The organism is Streptomyces racemochromogenes, from assembly GCF_044129415.1.
Taxonomy (GTDB): Bacteria; Actinomycetota; Actinomycetes; order Streptomycetales; family Streptomycetaceae; genus Streptomyces; species Streptomyces racemochromogenes_A.
Genome location: NZ_JBBDHD010000003.1, coordinates 1 through 15,842, shown reverse-complemented (window position 1 = coordinate 15,842; position 15,842 = coordinate 1). Strand labels below are relative to the sequence as shown.

General features: G+C 74.8%; 13 protein-coding genes. 10 read left to right on the top strand and 3 right to left on the bottom strand.

Going from position 1 to position 15,842, the window contains the following annotated elements; genetic code table 11:
* Window positions 1-117 precede the first annotated feature (117 nt).
* The 3 genes from WDV06_RS01820 (at window position 118) to WDV06_RS01810 (ending at window position 3,282) form a co-directional block, all read left to right on the top strand.
* Window positions 118-1,440 (top strand): hypothetical protein, encoded by a 1,323-nt coding sequence (locus tag WDV06_RS01820; protein ID WP_395507795.1) that lies wholly within the window; start codon window positions 118-120, stop codon window positions 1,438-1,440.
* Between the two features lie 132 nt (window positions 1,441-1,572).
* Window positions 1,573-2,421, top strand: coding sequence for a sulfurtransferase (locus WDV06_RS01815; RefSeq protein WP_395507794.1), 849 nt, complete (start codon window positions 1,573-1,575; stop codon window positions 2,419-2,421).
* 108 nt (window positions 2,422-2,529) lie between these two features.
* Window positions 2,530-3,282, top strand: coding sequence for a DUF4097 family beta strand repeat-containing protein (locus WDV06_RS01810; protein WP_395507793.1), 753 nt, complete (start codon window positions 2,530-2,532; stop codon window positions 3,280-3,282).
* Here WDV06_RS01810 and WDV06_RS01805 read toward each other — a convergent pair.
* Window positions 3,279-3,677, bottom strand: a complete 399-nt coding sequence (locus WDV06_RS01805) for a RidA family protein (protein ID WP_395507792.1) — start codon at window positions 3,675-3,677, stop codon at window positions 3,279-3,281. The two genes, WDV06_RS01810 and WDV06_RS01805, sit on opposite strands and share 4 nt — an antisense overlap.
* Before the next feature lie 125 nt (window positions 3,678-3,802).
* Here WDV06_RS01805 and lon point away from each other — a divergent pair, with 125 nt between their 5' ends.
* Together lon and WDV06_RS01795 are read left to right on the top strand one after the other, a co-directional pair.
* The gene (lon, locus tag WDV06_RS01800) at window positions 3,803-6,199 is read left to right on the top strand and encodes an endopeptidase La (protein ID WP_395507791.1); all 2,397 of its coding nucleotides are present in this window, start codon (window positions 3,803-3,805) and stop codon (window positions 6,197-6,199) included.
* 120 nt (window positions 6,200-6,319) lie between these two features.
* Window positions 6,320-6,772, top strand: coding sequence for a MarR family winged helix-turn-helix transcriptional regulator (locus tag WDV06_RS01795; protein WP_395507790.1), 453 nt, complete (start codon window positions 6,320-6,322; stop codon window positions 6,770-6,772).
* 23 nt (window positions 6,773-6,795) lie between these two features.
* Here WDV06_RS01795 and WDV06_RS01790 read toward each other — a convergent pair whose 3' ends face one another.
* Window positions 6,796-7,569 carry a hypothetical protein gene (locus tag WDV06_RS01790; protein WP_395507789.1) on the bottom strand — a complete coding sequence of 258 codons (774 nt, stop codon included), beginning with the start codon at window positions 7,567-7,569 and terminating at the stop codon, window positions 6,796-6,798.
* Between the two features lie 415 nt (window positions 7,570-7,984).
* Between WDV06_RS01790 and WDV06_RS01785 the strand changes: the two genes are divergently transcribed.
* The 5 genes from WDV06_RS01785 to WDV06_RS01765 all read left to right on the top strand — a co-directional run bounded on the left by WDV06_RS01785 (window position 7,985) and on the right by WDV06_RS01765 (window position 14,073).
* Window positions 7,985-11,251, top strand: a complete 3,267-nt coding sequence (locus WDV06_RS01785) for a sensor histidine kinase (protein WP_395507788.1) — start codon at window positions 7,985-7,987, stop codon at window positions 11,249-11,251.
* Entirely contained in the window at window positions 11,248-11,724 is a 477-nt protein-coding gene (locus WDV06_RS01780) for a roadblock/LC7 domain-containing protein (protein WP_395507787.1), read from the top strand. The genes WDV06_RS01785 and WDV06_RS01780 overlap by 4 nt, the downstream gene beginning before the upstream one ends.
* Window positions 11,721-12,104, top strand: a complete 384-nt coding sequence (locus tag WDV06_RS01775) for a DUF742 domain-containing protein (protein WP_045950061.1) — start codon at window positions 11,721-11,723, stop codon at window positions 12,102-12,104. Before WDV06_RS01780 ends, WDV06_RS01775 begins: the two co-directional genes overlap by 4 nt.
* A complete protein-coding gene (locus tag WDV06_RS01770) occupies window positions 12,085-12,726 on the top strand; it encodes a GTP-binding protein (protein WP_395507786.1) in 642 nt (213 codons plus the stop codon). The genes WDV06_RS01775 and WDV06_RS01770 overlap by 20 nt, the downstream gene beginning before the upstream one ends.
* Before the next feature lie 87 nt (window positions 12,727-12,813).
* Window positions 12,814-14,073, top strand: a complete 1,260-nt coding sequence (locus tag WDV06_RS01765) for a styrene monooxygenase/indole monooxygenase family protein (protein WP_395507785.1) — start codon at window positions 12,814-12,816, stop codon at window positions 14,071-14,073.
* Here the strand turns inward: WDV06_RS01765 and WDV06_RS01760 are convergent.
* Window positions 14,025-15,182: a C40 family peptidase gene (locus tag WDV06_RS01760; RefSeq protein ID WP_395507784.1), complete on the bottom strand. Its 1,158-nt coding sequence runs from the start codon at window positions 15,180-15,182 to the stop codon at window positions 14,025-14,027. The two genes, WDV06_RS01765 and WDV06_RS01760, sit on opposite strands and share 49 nt — an antisense overlap.
* Window positions 15,183-15,842 lie beyond the last annotated feature (660 nt).

Sequence of the window (15,842 nt, the reverse complement as noted above, 5' to 3'; positions counted from 1 at the left end):
GAAAGCACCCCGGAGGACGTCATCCGCCGCTCGGCCCCCTGGCGCTGGTTCCCGCCGCTGCTCGCCTTCCTCCTGCTCGGCCTGTGGGGGCTGGCGCGCGGCCCCGGCGGCGGCAGCATGTGGCGCGACGAGTCCACGACCTGGCAGGCGGCCCACCGGCCGGCCGGCGCGCTCTGGGCGCTGCTCGGACAGGTCGACGCGGTCCACGGGCTGTACTACGGGGTCATGCACGCCGTGTTCGCCCTGTGGGGGGACGGCGGCGCGGGCGCCGGCGGCGGCGGCCTGTGGGCGCTGCGGCTGCCGTCCGTGGCGGGTACCGCCCTCGCCGCCGGCGGGGTGGCCGCCGTCGCGCACCGGCTGGCGGGGGAGCGGGCCGCGCTGTGGGCGGGCGTGGTGTACGTCCTGCTCCCGCCCGTGCAGATGTACGGCCAGGAGGGGCGCTCGTACGCCCTGGTCGCCGCAGCCGTGGCCTGGGCGACCCACCTCATGCTGCGGGGCCGGTGGGCCGCTTACGCCGTGGTGCTGCTCCTGGGCTGCTGGCTGCACGAGTTCGCGGCCCTGGCGCTGCTCGCGCACGCGTTCACCGCCTGGCGGGAGAGGGGCTGGCGGTGGGCGGCCGGGGCGGTCGCCGCCGGGCTGGCGCCGCTGGCCGTGGTGAGCGCCGGGCAGGCCGGGCGGCAGCTGGGCTGGCTGGGCCGGCCCGGCTGGCAGGACTGGGCCGCGTACGGGGTGCTGGTGGTCGCGGTGGTGCTGCTGGCCCGGGGGGAGCGCCGGGCCCGGGGGCGGGGGCCGGACGTGGTCCGGGTCGCGGTGCCCCTGGCGCTGCTGCCGCCGGGGCTGCTGATGACGGTCTCGCTGGTCCACCCCTGGTACGTCGACCGGTACGTCCTGTACGCCCTGGCCGGATTCGCCCTGCTGGCGGGGGTCAGGGCGGCGGGGGCGCGGCCGGTTCGGGGAGCGGGCACCCGGCGGTGGCTGCCGTGGATGCTGGGGGCCGCGCTGCTGGTGCCGGTGGGGGTGTGGTCGGCGTGGCTGCGGACTCCGGAGAGCCGCAAGGACGACGTCCTCGCGGTCGCCGCGGCGGTACGGGAACGGGCCCGGCCGGGGGACGCCGTGCTCTTCATGCCCGCCCGCAGACGGGAGTGGCTGCTGTCCTCGCCCAGGGTGTACGCGGGGCTGCGCGACGTGGCCCTGGCCGGACCCCCGGCCGCCTCGCACACCCTCCACGGCACGGAGCTCCCGGCGGACGGCGTGCGGGCGGCCCTGCTGTCCTCGCCCCGGGTGATAGCGCTCCTGGACCCCGCGGGCCAGCCGCTGGACCCGTACCCGGCCGAGGCGGCGAAACGCGACACCCTGGCGGCCGCCTTCGACCGCTGCTCGGTGACGGAGGTCCGCGGGGCGCGGGTGGCGGTCTACGCGCGCCGGGGCGGGTGCGCGTGAGGCGGCACGAGGGCGGGGGCGGCGGCCGTCCCCCGCCGTTCGGCGGGATCCCGGCCATCCAGGGCCCCGGGCCGCCCGCGGTGGGCGAGGATGGCCGGGAGATCGTTTCCGACCCCGCCCCGGAGGCTCCGCATGCCCGTGCCCGAGACACCCGTGCCCGCGATACCCGGGCCCCTCGTCACCGTCGACTGGCTCGGCGGGAACCTCCGCCGGGTCGTGGTGTTCGACGCCTCCGTCGGGGCGCTGCGGGCCGGGGGCACGAGGATTCCCGGGGCCCGGCCCTTCGACCTGGACGGCGGTCTCTCCGACCACGGCGCCCCCGTCCCGCACACCATGCCGACGGCGGCGGCGTTCGAGGAGGCCGTGCGGGACCTCGGCGTCGACGACGCCGACGCGGTGGTCGTGTACGACGCCGCCGGCATCTACTCCAGTGCCCGTGCCTGGTGGATGTTCCGGGCCATGGGCTTCGACCGGGTCGCCGTGCTGGACGGCGGGCTGCCCGCCTGGAGGGCCGCCGGTCTGCCCGTCGAGGCCGCGGCGGCGGCGTACGGGGGGCCGCGCGGGTCCTTCACCGCCCGGCCGCGCCCCGGGCTGTTCGTGGACGCCGACACCGTCGCCGCCGCGCTCGGCGACCCGGCCGTCGCCGTACTCGACGCCCGGACGCGGGAGCGGTTCGCCGGTACCGCCCCCGAACCGCGGCCGGGGCTGCGCGGCGGGCACATGCCGGGCGCCCTGAACCTGCCGTTCGGCGAGCTCCAGGGGCCCGACGGGCGGATGCGCCCGGCCGGGGAACTCCGGGAGGTCTTCGAGGCGTTGGCCGGACGGCGCGAGCGGTTCTGCTTCAGCTGCGGCTCCGGGGTGACGGCGTGCGTGCTCGCACTGGGGGCGACCCTGGCCGGGTACGGGGAGGGCGCCGTGTACGACGGCTCGTGGAGCGAGTGGGGGATGCCCTCGGACCGGCCCGTGGCGGTCGGAGGCTGAGACGGGGGCCGGGGGAGGCGGCCGGGGGCAGGGGTGGGGCTGGCACCACCCCCGGTTGGGATGCCCGCACCCGCGCGGTCCGGGGCCGCACTGGGCAGGCTTGTCGGTATGGCACCTCACACCGCGTCAACCCGCCTCGCCGCCACGGCCCTCGGGGCCGTTCTCCTGCTGTCCGGCTGCGCCCTCACCGGGGTGGGCCCCGAGAAGACCGCCGACGCCGACGCCACCGTCTCCGAGGCGGTGACGGCGGTCGAGCTGAAGGACGTCCGCAGCGGTGACGTCGAGGTGGTCCCGGGCCCCGGGCCCGGGGTGGGCGTCCGCCGGGTCGTCCACTACCGCGGCGGCACGGCGCCCGCGCCCGGGCAGCAGGTCTCGGGCGGGGTGCTGACCTTCAGCGACGGCTGCGAGGACGACTGCTGGATCGACTACCGCCTGGAGGTGCCGGCGGCGGCGCGGGTACGGGTCGAGAGCAGCAGCGGGGACATCACCGTCAAGGGGGTCGCCCGCGCCGAGCTGACCTCGTCCTCCGGAGACGTCCGCGCCGAGGGGATCACCGGCCCGCTGAAGGTGCGCACCAGCTCGGGGCGGATCACCGCCACCCGTCTGGAAGGGGCCGAGGCCGAGTTCCGGGCGAGCTCCGGGGACGTGGGGGCGGAGTTCGCGAAGGCCCCGGCCTCCGTGTCCGTCACCACCAGCTCCGGCGACGTCGGACTCAAGGCCCCGCAGGGCCCCTACCGGCTCTCCACCGACACCTCCGCCGGGACCCGCCGGATCTCCCTCGTCGACAGCCCCGACGCCCGGTCGACCATCACGGTCCGCACCAGCTCGGGGGACATCACCATCGGGGCGCCGACGGCCTAGTCCTCGTCGAGGACGGCATCGACCTCCACCTCGACCAGCCAGGCGGGGTCGATGAAGCGCGAGACCTCGACGAAGGTGGCGGCCGGGCGGATGCCGGCGAAGCGTTCGCCGTGGGCTCGTGCGGCCTCCTCCCAGCGGGTGACGTCCGTCAGCATGATGCGGGTCCGCACGGTGTGTCCGAGCGAGGCGCCCGCCTCCTCCAGGGCCCGCTGGGCGATGTCCAGGCACCGGACCGTCTGGGCGTACACGTCGCCCGGGCCCACCGTGGAGCCGTCGTCCCCGATCGGCGCCGTGCCCGCCACCGCCACGTGCCGTCCCACGCGCACCGCGCGGGAGAAGCCGATCCGGGGTTCCAGCGGGGAGCCCGAGCTGACGGTCCGTCGTATGTCTGCCATGGGCTCATGGTGCTACGGAGAGGGCCGCCGAGGTGTTCGCCCCCGGCGAACGCCTGTTGGGGAACATCGGCAGGCGCAGAAGCATTGAGTCGGCATAGCTCAACTTCACTGCCGGAGGGAAGATCATGGCTTCGACGTCCGTAACGCTCACCCTGCCCGTGCTGCCGCTCGACGACGAGGTCGTGCTGCCCGGGATGGTCGTCCCGCTGGACCTGTCCGACGCCGAGGTGCGCGCCGCCGTCGAGGCCGCGCAGGCGGCGCGGGGCAGCGGGAAGCCCCGGGTGCTGCTCGTACCGCGGGTCGACGGCAAGTACGCCGGCATCGGTGTGCTCGGGACCGTCGAACAGGTCGGGCGGCTCTCCGACGGCGATCCCGGGGCGCTGATCCGCGGGCGCGGCCGCGTCCGGATCGGCGCCGGGACCACCGGGCCCGGGGCGGCGCTCTGGGTCGAGGGGGAGACCGTGGAGGAGAAGGTGCCCGACCCGCTGCCCGGGGCGGTCGCCGAGCTCGTCAAGGAGTACAAGGCCCTGGCGACCAGCTGGCTCAAGAAGCGCGGCGCCTGGCAGGTCGTGGACCGGGTGCAGCAGATCGAGGGGGTCTCGGCGCTCGCCGACAACTCCGGCTACTCGCCCTTCCTGACCGTCGCGCAGAAGGTCGAACTGCTGGAGACCGTCGACCCGGTCGCCCGCCTGCGGCTCGCCGTCAAGGCGCTCAGCGACCACCTCGCCGAGCAGGACGTCGCCGAGTCCATCGCCAAGGACGTCCAGGACGGCGTCGAGAAGCAGCAGCGCGAGTTCCTGCTGCGGCGTCAGCTGGAGGCCGTCCGCAAGGAACTGCGCGAGCTGGGCGGGGAGAAGGAGGGCGAGGAGTCCGACGACTACCGCGCCCGCGTCGAGGCCGCCGACCTGCCCGAGAAGGTGCGCGAGGCCGCCCTCAAGGAGGTCGACAAGCTGGAGCGGTCCAGCGACCAGAGCCCCGAGGGCTCCTGGATCCGCACCTGGCTGGACACCGTCCTGGAACTGCCCTGGAACGAGCGCAGCGAGGACCGGTACGACATCCAGGGCGCGCGGGCCGTGCTGGACGCCGAGCACGCCGGGCTGAACGACGTGAAGGACCGCATCACCGAGTACCTCGCGGTGCGCAAGCGGCGCGGCGAGCGCGGGATGGGCGTCATCGGCGGCCGGCGCGGCGGTGCCGTGCTGGCGCTGGTCGGGCCCCCCGGCGTCGGCAAGACCTCGCTCGGGGAGTCCGTGGCCCACGCCATGGGCCGCAAGTTCGTCCGCGTCGCCCTCGGCGGCGTACGCGACGAGGCCGAGATCCGCGGCCACCGCAGGACCTACGTCGGCGCCCTGCCCGGCCGCATCGTCCGGGCGATCAAGGAGGCCGGGTCCATGAACCCGGTCGTGCTCCTCGACGAGATCGACAAGGTCGGCTCCGACTTCCGCGGCGACCCCGCGGCGGCCCTGCTGGAGGTGCTGGACCCGGCGCAGAACCACACCTTCCGCGACCACTACCTGGAGGTCGAGCTCGACCTGAGCGACGTGGTCTTCCTGGCCACGGCCAACGTGCTGGAGGCCATCCCCGAAGCCCTGGCCGACCGGATGGAGCTGGTGCGCCTCGACGGCTACACCGAGGACGAGAAGGTCGTCATCGCCCGCGACCACCTGCTGCCCCGCCAGCTGGAGCGCGCCGGGCTGACCGGCGAGGAGGTGGTCCTGGAGGAGGACGCCCTGCGCAAACTGGCCGGCGAGTACACCCGTGAGGCGGGCGTGCGCACCCTGGAGCGGTCCATCGCGCGGCTGCTGCGCAAGGTCGCCTCGCAGCACGAGCTGGGCGAGCGGGAGTTCCCGTTCTCCATCGGCGCGGGCGAGTTGCGCGGCCTGATCGGCCGGCCGCACCACGTGCCGGAGTCCGCCCAGGACCCGGCGGAGCGGCGCACGGCGGTCCCGGGCGTGGCCACCGGTCTCGCCGTGACCGGCGCCGGCGGGGACGTGCTCTTCGTCGAGGCCTCCCTGGCCGACCCGGAGACGGGCGCCGCCGGGCTGACCCTGACCGGGCAGCTGGGCGACGTGATGAAGGAGTCGGCGCAGATCGCGCTGAGCTTCCTGCGCTCGCACGGAGCCGAGCTGGAGCTCCCGGTCGCCGACCTGAAGGACCGGGGGGTGCACATCCACTTCCCGGCGGGCGCCGTCCCCAAGGACGGGCCGAGCGCGGGCATCACCATGACGACCGCGCTGGCCTCCCTGCTCTCCGGCCGCCAGGTCCGCACGGACGTGGCCATGACCGGCGAGGTCTCGCTGACCGGGCGGGTGCTGCCCATCGGCGGGGTCAAGCAGAAGCTGCTCGCCGCCCACCGGGCCGGGCTGACCACCGTGATCATCCCGAAGCGCAACGAAGCCGACCTGGACGACGTCCCCAGCGAGGTGCTGGAGGGGCTGGAGGTGCACCCGGTGACCGACGTGCGCCAGGTGCTGGAGCTGGCCCTCGCCCCGGCGGTGGTCTCCTTCACCAAGGCCGCCTGACCGGCGGCGCGGCGTCACCGGAGGCCCGGGACCCCCGATCGGCGGGGCCCCGGGCCTCCGGCGCGCCACCTGGGAAATACTGGACCCGTACAGGGGTGCCAGGCTCGCACCCCTCCACGGATGGGAGCGCACGTGCACGGCAGTGAAGACCAGGAGTTCCTCGCGCTGGAGCGGGAGCTGTCCGTCTTCCTGCGGCGGGCCCGCGCCTCCTCGGGCGAGATGGCCCGCGCCCTGCACCCCGAGCTGGAGCCCGCCGCGTACGGGCTGCTCGTCCGGCTGGAGGCCGCCGGCCGCCAGCGGGCCACCGAGCTGGCCGCCTACTTCGGCGTCGGCAAGGCCACCATGAGCCGCCAGCTGCGCGCCCTGGAGCTGCTGGGCCTGGTCGCCCGCGAGCCGGACCCCGCCGACGGCCGCGCCTTCCTCGTCGGCCTGACCGACGAGGGCCGGGACCGGTTCCTGCGCGTCCGGGGCGCCCGGCGCGAGCAGTACATGCGCAAGCTGGCCGACTGGGACCGCGGCGAGGTCGCCGAGCTGGCCCGGCTGCTCAACCAGCTGAACTCCGGCGAGGAGTAGCCGCCCCGGGCGTCGGCGGGCGCTCACAGCTCCGCGTACACCGCCGAGGCGTCGTCGTGGCGCTTGTGCCGGCCCGGCGGGCGCAGCGGATCGGCCTCGATGGCCCGGACCCGCCGGATCAGCCCCTGCGCGCCCTCGTCCCGCAGCACGTCCAGGCAGGCGGCCCAGTCGCCCTGCCCGAACGTGTCCGTCCACCGGCTCGCCCCGTCCGTCAGCGCGGCCAGCGCGCCCACCCGGGCGCGCGGGGTGCGCCCGATGACGGCCCGGACCGCCACCGACGGGTCGGCGGCGGCGGTGAAGAACCCGCCCTCGGCGTTGCGCAGCGCGTCCGTCGCCGCCACCGAGCCGCGCACCCCGTGCGGGAGGCGGTCCAGCCGGTTGTCCAGGACGGCCGTGACCCCGCCGCCGGGCGCCCGCAGCAGGAGCACCGAGTCCGAGAGCACCAGGTGCTCCACGCAGGTCTCGTCCCAGCGCGCCATCACCACCGTCGCCTGCGGTGTGCGGACGTGAGAAAGGTCACAGGTGCCCCGGTGTGCGTCGGCCGTGTCCCCGATGGCCCGTGCCAGGATCCGGTCCAGGGGCATGTCCCGCCGCGATCCGGACAGTTCGGTCAATCGGCCACCCAGCCGGGTGGCGAACCAGGGCACTCCGTGCGCGCAGCCGTCGTCCCCGCGGGGCGGAGTGACCCCGTCCAGGACGACCACAACACCCCCTCCCGCCGCAGGTGTCGACGCCGACACCCAGTCCTCGTTGGGGCGTTCCGCGCTGCCGGGGGCCGAGGCGAGGTCGATGCGCATACGGACATTCTGCCCACCGGAGGCCTTTGGCGCCGTTCAGGTACGTACCAATGCCGGAAAGGTACTGCCGGTAAATGTGGGCGGGCATATTGCCAAAGCCCGCCTCGATCTTTCAACCGCCCGTCCACGGAGGGCCTCTGGCACGCCGTGCCCGAGTTGGTCGGCCACTCCTCCGTGATGTTCACTCCTTCGAGTGGCCGGGTGGGCGATGTGCGGCTCTCCTCCCAACACACTGCGAAGGTCTGAGGCGGTACGAGGGGGCAGGGGGCGTTTACTTGTTGACCGGCCGTTACCTCGGCCACACGAGTAGACGAGCACGACCCCACGTACAGGATTGCGAGCACCGGTGCAGAAGAAGCGGTCTCGGAAGAACGGCACCGCCAGCGCCGACGGACCCGCCAAGGCAGGACGCCGTGTGCGCGTCCGCAGCAGGCTGGTCGTCGGAGTAGCAGTCGCCGGACTCACCGTCCTCGCGGCCGGCACCCCCGCCGTCGTCTCCGCCACCAGGGAACTGGACGACTCCCAGCGACTCGTCACCCTCGCCGAGCAGACACAGCACGCCCTCACCCTCGTCCACCTCCTCGGCGACGAGCGCGACGCCGTCGTCGAGTACGTGGCCAAGGGCCGGCCCGGCAACGCCAAGGCCCCCGTCGACGAGCGCACCGCGCGCACCGACCGCCAGCTCGCCGAACTCCGCCCGGAGGCCGACGAGGACCTCGCCCGCGCCCTCGGCCACGTCAAGGCCGCCCGCGCCGAGGCCGTCGACGGCAAGGGCACCCCGGTGGCGGCCCAGCAGGCCTACGCCGGCGTCATCACCGAACTCCTCGCCCCCGGCGACCGGCTCGCCGAGCTCACCCCGCCGCGGGCAGAGGCCGCCCTCGCCGTCACCCGCCCCATGGCCCCGCTGGGCCAGGCCGTGGACCAGGCCTCCGCCACCCGCGGGCTGCTGCTCGCCGCGCTGGCCGTCCCCCGCGCCGAACAGGCCCCGAACAACGCCCTCGCCGACGAACTCAGCGGCGCCGCGCAGCGCTCCCGCGTCCGCGAACAGGCCGCCCTCGACGACTTCAACCGGGCCGCGCGCCCCGACGTGCGCCAGACCCTCGCCGCCACCGTCACCGGCCCCGAGGTCAAGAGCGCCGAGGACCAGCTCAAGCGGCTCACCGAGCGGCCCGCCCTGACCCCCGCCGAACGCAAGGCCACCGACCCCGGCGCCCTCGCCGCCGCGCTGACCGCACGCATCGACCGCATGCGTTCCGTCGAGGCCACCCTCGCCGGCCAGCGGGCCACCGCCCTCGCCACCCTGCGCGACGACGACGTGACCCGGCTGGAGCTGGTGGTCGCCGGACTCGGCGCCCTCTTCCTCTTCGCCATCGGCTTCGCCACCGGCGTCGCCCGCTCCCTGACCCGGCCCCTGTCCGTCCTGCGCCGCGGCGCCGAGCGGCTGGCCACCCCGGAGGGCTCCCAGGAGCCGGTGCGCTTCACCGGCCGCAACGACGAGTTCGCCGAGGTCGTCCGCCACCTCAACGCCGTGCGCGAGCAGACCGTCGCCCTCCACACGAAGATCGCCGGCCTCGACGCCGACCGGCGCAGGCTCATCGGCCGCAACGAGGCCCTGGCCTCCAGCCGCGAAGCCCGCGAGAAGGAGCTGGCCTCCACCCGCAAGGCCCTCGAAGGGGAACTGGCGGAGCTGCGCGCCGGGCTCGAAGAGCACCGCCGCGTCATGTCGACCACCTCCGTCTCGCTCTCCCTGCGCACCCTCGGCCTCGTCGAGCGCCAGCTCGCCGTCATCGAGGAGCTGGAGTCCAAGGAAGGCGACCCCGACCGGCTCGCCACCCTCTTCAAGCTCGACCACCTCGCCACGGTCATGCGCCGCCACAACGAGAACCTCCTGGTCCTCGCCGGGCAGGAGCACGGCCACGGCCAGAGCCTGCCGGTGCCGCTGGTCGACGTCATGCGCGCCGCCGTCAGCGAGATCGAACGCTACGAGCGCGTCGACCTGACCGCCCTGCCCTCCTACACGCAGGTCGCCGGGCACGCCGCCGACGACATCTCCCACGTCGTCGCCGAGCTCCTGGAGAACGCCACCACCTTCTCCCCGCCGGAAGCCAAGGTGAAGGTCTCCGGACTGATCACCGACGCCGGTGACGTGGTGCTGTCCGTCGTCGACGAGGGCATCGGCGTCACCGGGGACCGGCTCGACTCCCTCAACTCCCGCCTCTCCACCCCCGAGGCCTACGACGAGGAGCCCGAGGCCGAACACGGCCTGGGCCTCGGCCTGTACGTCGCCGGCCGGCTCGCGGCCCGCCACGGCGTCACCGCGGAGCTGCGCGCCGCCGCCCACGGCGGCACGGAGGCCGTCGTCGTCATCCCGGCCTCGCTGCTGCCGGACGCGCCCCCGGTCTCCCCGGTCCACAGCCTGGGATCCTCCGGCGCGCCCGCGTACCAGCTGCCCGGCGTGATCGCCGAAGCCAACGAGCACACCCTCCCGCCCCGGCTGCGCCCGCGGCCGGCGGAGGAGCCGGCCCCGGCCCCTGACGAGACCGCCAAGGTGGTCACGCTGGCCGAGGCGTTCGAGGCGGAGGCCGCCGCCCCCGGGCGCGAGGGCGCCCAGGCCGGTACCGCGCAGGCCGCGGACGCCGTGGACGGGGATGCCGAGGACGCGGGTGCCGTGGACACGGATGTCGTCGACACGGATGCCGTGGACGCGGATGCCGTGGACGGGGACGCCGTGGACGCGGATGCCGTGGACGGGGATGCCGGGATAGGCGCCGCCGCGGAAGCGGACGGGGAGCGCGGGGCCGCCGGGATCGAGGCGGACGACACCGACCCGGCCGACTACGACGCGTCCGAGGGCTTCGCCGCCGCGGACCTGGTGGCCGAGGCCTTCGGGACGGGTGCCTTCTCGAAGAAGGCCGCCGGCACCGACCTCCACGACGAGGAGCGGCCCGCCCGGGTCGTGCCGCTCGCCGAAGCCTTCGACGACGGCCGGATGCCCCCGGCGGACCAGGTCTTCACGGCCGGCGCCGAGACGCCGCCGGCCGCCGACCCGCACGCCGAGGAGCCCCCGGCCGGCTTCGAGGACGCGGCACCGCCCGCCGATCAGGTCTTCACGGTGCCCGCCCCCGCGGCGGAGGCGCCGGGCGGGGCCGGTCCCGGGGAGGAGCTCCTCGCGCGGGTCGTGGCCGACGCCGACGCGGACGCCTTCGCGGCGGCCGACCCCGCCCGGGAGGACGCCGCCGGTGAACCGGGCACCGCGCCCGGTGGCCCCGTACGCAAGGCAGGACTGCCGCGCCGTGAACGCGGCGACGCCGACCAGGGCGGACACCGGCGGGCGTCCGACGCGGACGACGGCTTCGTCCCCCGCCAGGGCAGCCACCCCGATCCCGTCAACGAGGCCGTCACCGCCAAGGGCCTCCCCAAGCGCACCCCGCGCGCCGTGGCCGCCCCCGGCGGCGGCGCCGGACGCCCCGCCGCGGCCCGCCCCGAGCCGCGTCGGGTCGACGCCGAGGAACTCCGCCGCCGTCTCGGCGGTTTCTACCAGGGCGCCCAGGACGGACGCCGGGTCGTCGCCGCCGAACTGGCGCAGGACCAGCGGCAGACCCCGGGGGGTCCGGGGGCCCAGGAGGCCCACGGGCAGGGACACACAGACCAGGGGGACACCGCACAGGAGGCACGCACATGACCGCGCCCAGTACGTACGGACTGAGCAGCCAGGCCCGCAACCTGCAGTGGCTGCTGACCGACCTGGTGGAGGAGGTGCCCGGGGTCAACTCCGTCGCCGTCGTGTCCTCGGACGGGCTGCTGCTGCTCTCCTCCGAGTCGGCACCGGAGTCGGGCAAGGGCGCCCGGCCCAAGGGTCCCCGCGGGGCCTCGGCCGACCTCGCCACCATCGTGTCCGGGCTCGGCAGCCTCACCACGGGCGCCGCCTCCCTGATGGAGTTCGGCTCGGTCAAGCAGACGATGGTGGCGATGGAGAACGGCTCCGTCTTCGTCATGTCCATCAGTGACGGCTCCCTGCTCGGCGTGCACGCCACGCCCGACTGCGACATGGGAGTCGTCGCCTACCACATGGCCCTGTTCGTCGGCCGCGCCGGCCACGTCCTGACCCCGGAAGTCCGCAGCGAGCTGCGCCAGTCGATGGAGAACACCCCGTGAGGAGTACGGCCTCCGACCGGCTGCCGATACGCGGCGCCGACCGGCGCCCCGCCCGCGTCCGCCCGTACTCCCTCACGGGCGGCCGCACCCGCTTCACGCAGGTGCTGCTGGTGGAGACGTTCGTCGCCACCCTGGACGCCGGACCGGCCAAGACGCCCGACCGGATGCCCGAGATGCGGGCCATCGTCGAGGTCTGCCGGCGGATGCGGACCATCGCCGAGATATCCGCGCTGCTGAAGCTGCCGCTCGGCGTGGTCCGGGTCCTGGTCAGCGACCTCGCCGACCAGGGCCGGATCCGCGTCTACGGCACGGGGCACGGCACCGGCCGCCCCGAACGCGCGCTGCTGGAAAGGGTGCTCGATGGCCTTCGCCGTCTCTGATGCCGTCTCGGGCCCGGACACCGCGCTCCTGCTGGACGACGAGCCCGTCCAGCCGTGGCAGTACGACCGCTCGCGCGCGCCCGTCGCCGTCAAGGTGCTCGTCGCGGGCGGGTTCGGCGTCGGCAAGACCACCTTCGTGTCCTCCGTCTCCGAGATCACCCCGCTGCGCACCGAGGCGGTGATGACCCAGGCCAGCGTCCCCACCGACGACCTGACCGGGACCCCGGACAAGAGCACGACCACCGTCGCCATGGACTTCGGCCGCATCACCCTGGCCGACGACCTCGTGCTGTACGTGTACGGGACCCCGGGCCAGGAGCGGTTCTGGTTCATGTGGGACGACCTGGTGCGCGGCGCCATCGGCGGCCTGGTGCTCGCCGACACGCGCCGGCTGCGCGACTGCTTCCCCGCCCTCGACTACTTCGAGAGCTGCGGGCTGCCGTACGCCGTCGCCGTCAACCACTTCGAGGGCTCGAAGCCGTACGAGCCGGAGGACGTGCGGGAGGCGCTCACCATCCCGCCGGACGTTCCCGTCGTGATCATGGACGCGCGGCGCCGGGCCACGGTCGTCGAGTCCCTGCTGACCCTGGTGGGCCACGCGCTGGACGCCACGCCCGCGTAGCCGGCCCGGCCCGTGGTTCCCGCACGCAGCCCCGTACCGCCCGTACTGCTCAGATTGAGCCCGTACTGCTCAGATTGAGAACGTGAGATGCGCAGGATACTTGTCGTGGGGGCCGGGCAGTCCGGCCTCCAGCTCGCCCTCGGCCTCCAGGCGAAGGGCTACGAGGTCACCCTCATGTCCAACCGGACGGCGGACGAGATCCGCACCGGACGGGTCATGTCCACGCAGTGCATGTTCGACTCCGCCCTCCGGCACGAGCGCGACCTCCAGCTGAACTTCTGGGAGCGGCAGGCCCCCAGGATCGAGGGCCTCGGCGTCTCCGTCGCCGCCCCCGACGGCGGCCGCGCCGTCGACTGGCTCGGCCGGCTCAAGGGCTACGCCCAGTCCGTGGACCAGCGCGTCAAGATGGCCGGCTGGCTCGACGTGTTCGTGCAGCGGGGCGGACAGCTGGTCATCCACGGCGCGTCCGTCGCCGACCTGGACTACTTCTCGCGCGCCTACGAGCTGGTGCTGGTCGCCGCCGGCAAGGGCGAACTCGTCTCCATGTTCGGGCGGGACGCGGCACGCTCCCCGTACGACAGCCCCCAGCGCGCGCTGGCCGTCGCCTACGTGCACGGGCTCGCCCCGCGCCCCGAGCACCCGGACACCGACGCCGTGCGGTGCAACCTCGTACCCGGCGTCGGCGAGCTGTTCGTGATGCCGACGCTGACGACGTCGGGCCGGGCGGACATCCTGTTCTGGGAGGGCCTGCCGGGCGGCCCGCTCGATGTCTTCCAGGGCGTCAACGACCCGGGGGAGCACCTGGAGCTGACGCTGGAGCTCATGGAGAAGTTCGTTCCGTGGGAGTACGCCCGCGCCACGAAGGTCGAGCTGACGGACGCGGGCGGCACGCTGGCCGGCCGCTACGCGCCGGTGGTCCGCAAGCCCGTCGGGCGGCTGCCGGGCGGCGGGCTGGTGCTGGGCGTGGCGGACGTGGTCGTCGCCAACGACCCCATCACCGGGCAGGGGTCCAACGCCGCCGCGAAGTGCGCCGCCTCCTACCTCTCGTCGATCCTGATGCACGGCGACAAGCCGTTCGACGAGGCGTGGATGAAGGCGACCTTCGACAAGTACTGGTTCACCACCGGCAAGCCCGTCACCCAGTGGACCAACGCCATGCTGGGCGCCCCGCCGGAGCACGTGCTGAACCTGATCGGAGCGGCCGGGCAGCACCAGCGCGTGGCGGATCGATTCGCCAACGGCTTCGACAACCCGGCCGACTTCGACTCCTACTTCTACGACGCGCAGGACACGGAGGACTACCTGGCGGCCGTGGCGGAGGAGGCCGGCCCCTCCTCCGCGTCATAGCCGGCGTCGTAGCCGCTGTCGTCCCCCGTCGTCGCGGCCTCCGGTAGCGGTGGCGGCGTGAAGTGCGCCAGCGGGGTCCCGTCCGGGTCGGGACGGACCGCGCCCAGCAACGGGTTCGCCGCGATCGGGGACACCTTCACCCGGGCGCCGGGGCGGGGGGCCTGGATCACCTTGCCGTCGCCGATGTACAGGGCCACGTGGGTGGCCTTGGGGAAGTAGACCACCAGGTCACCCGGGCGCAGCCGGTCCAGCGGCACCCGGGGCAGCTGCGCCCACTGCTCCTGGCTGGTGCGCGGGATGGGCCGTCCGGCGTGCTCCCAGGCCTGCGAGGTCAGCCCGGAGCAGTCGAAGGAGGCCGGCCCCTCGGCGCCCCACACGTACGGCTTGCCGATCTGGGCCGTCGCGTAGCGGAGGGCGGCGTTGCCCTCGGCCGTGGGCGGGGTCGTCCGGGCGGGCAGCCGGCCCGAGTCCACCAGCGTGCGCTGCGCACCGGCGGTGACGGCCGCCTCCCGGGAGCTGAGCCGGGCGAGTTCGGCGGGGGTGAGGGAGGCGAGGAGCCGCTCGACCTCCTTGAGCCGGCCGGTGACCTGCCGCTGGGCGTCCCTCTGCTGCGCGGCGAGGCCCTGCTGCGCGTCGAGGGCCTTGCGTGCGGCGTCCGCGAGCGTCCGCGCCTGTTCCCGGTCCCGCTCCAGCCGCGCCACGACCCCGGCCCGCCGGGCGCCTTCGCGTGCGGCGAGGCGGCGCTGGTCCAGGGCCTGCTGGGGGTCGCCGGAGAGCAGCATCCTCAGGTACGGGGAGAGCCCGCCGCCCTGGGCCCCCTGGTACTGCTCCCGGGCCAGCCGCCCGGCGGTGGCCCGTTCGGAGTCCAGGGCGGAGCGCGCCCGGCCGAGGGCGGAGGTGAGCTGCGCCTCCTCCGCCCGGCGGGCCTTGAGGGCGACCTCGGCGGCGTTGTAGGCCTCGGCGGCTTCCTCGGCCTGCTGGTACAGCCCCTGGAGCCGGGTGAGCAACTCCCCGACGGGCTCGGCCCGGGCGGGGGGCGGGGGCGCGGCGGCGACGAGAAGGGCGGCGGCGAGGCAGCTGATGCCGCATCCGAGTAGTCGGTTTGTCATGTAATCACCTCCGCTGGCCGATGCTGCCACGGGGGAGCGCGGGGTCCGACGAGGCGTCACGGCGGGTGCGCGGGGCTCACCCGGGTGGATGCGGGGGGCTCCGCCGGGCGGGGGTGGGCGGCGGAGCGGGGTCGGGGAGGGGCGGGGTCCCCTTGACCGGTCTCAGGGAGGGGTTGGGGCTTTCCCGTCCGTCTCATCGTCCTTCCGTGTCGGGCCGGCCTGTCAAGGGCGCTCCTTCGTCGCGTCGCTGCGCGATGGCCTTCGGCCACCCTTGACAGGCCGTCCCGCCCCGGAAAAACGAAGACTGCCGGGAAACCCCCAAAGGAACGGGACGGTCGATTGATGGACACACGGCCGGATCAGCGATGAGGCGAGGTGGTCGGGGGCCGGTAGACCAGCCATCGGGCCCGCCGTGAATTCCCTCCGGGACGGCCCTCCGCGTCAGATCGCTACGCGCTCCTCCCGGCTTGGCGTCTGCCAGCCGTCTGGGCCGCTGCCTGCACCGCAGGACGACGTGAGCGTCATCCGGGACCTGTGGGCGCATCAGATCGCTACGCGCTCCTGGGATTCCGGCGCCCGCAGTCCGTCTGGGCCGCTGCCTGCACCGCAGGACGACGTGAGCGTCATCCGGGACCTGTGGGCGCATCAGATCGCTACGCG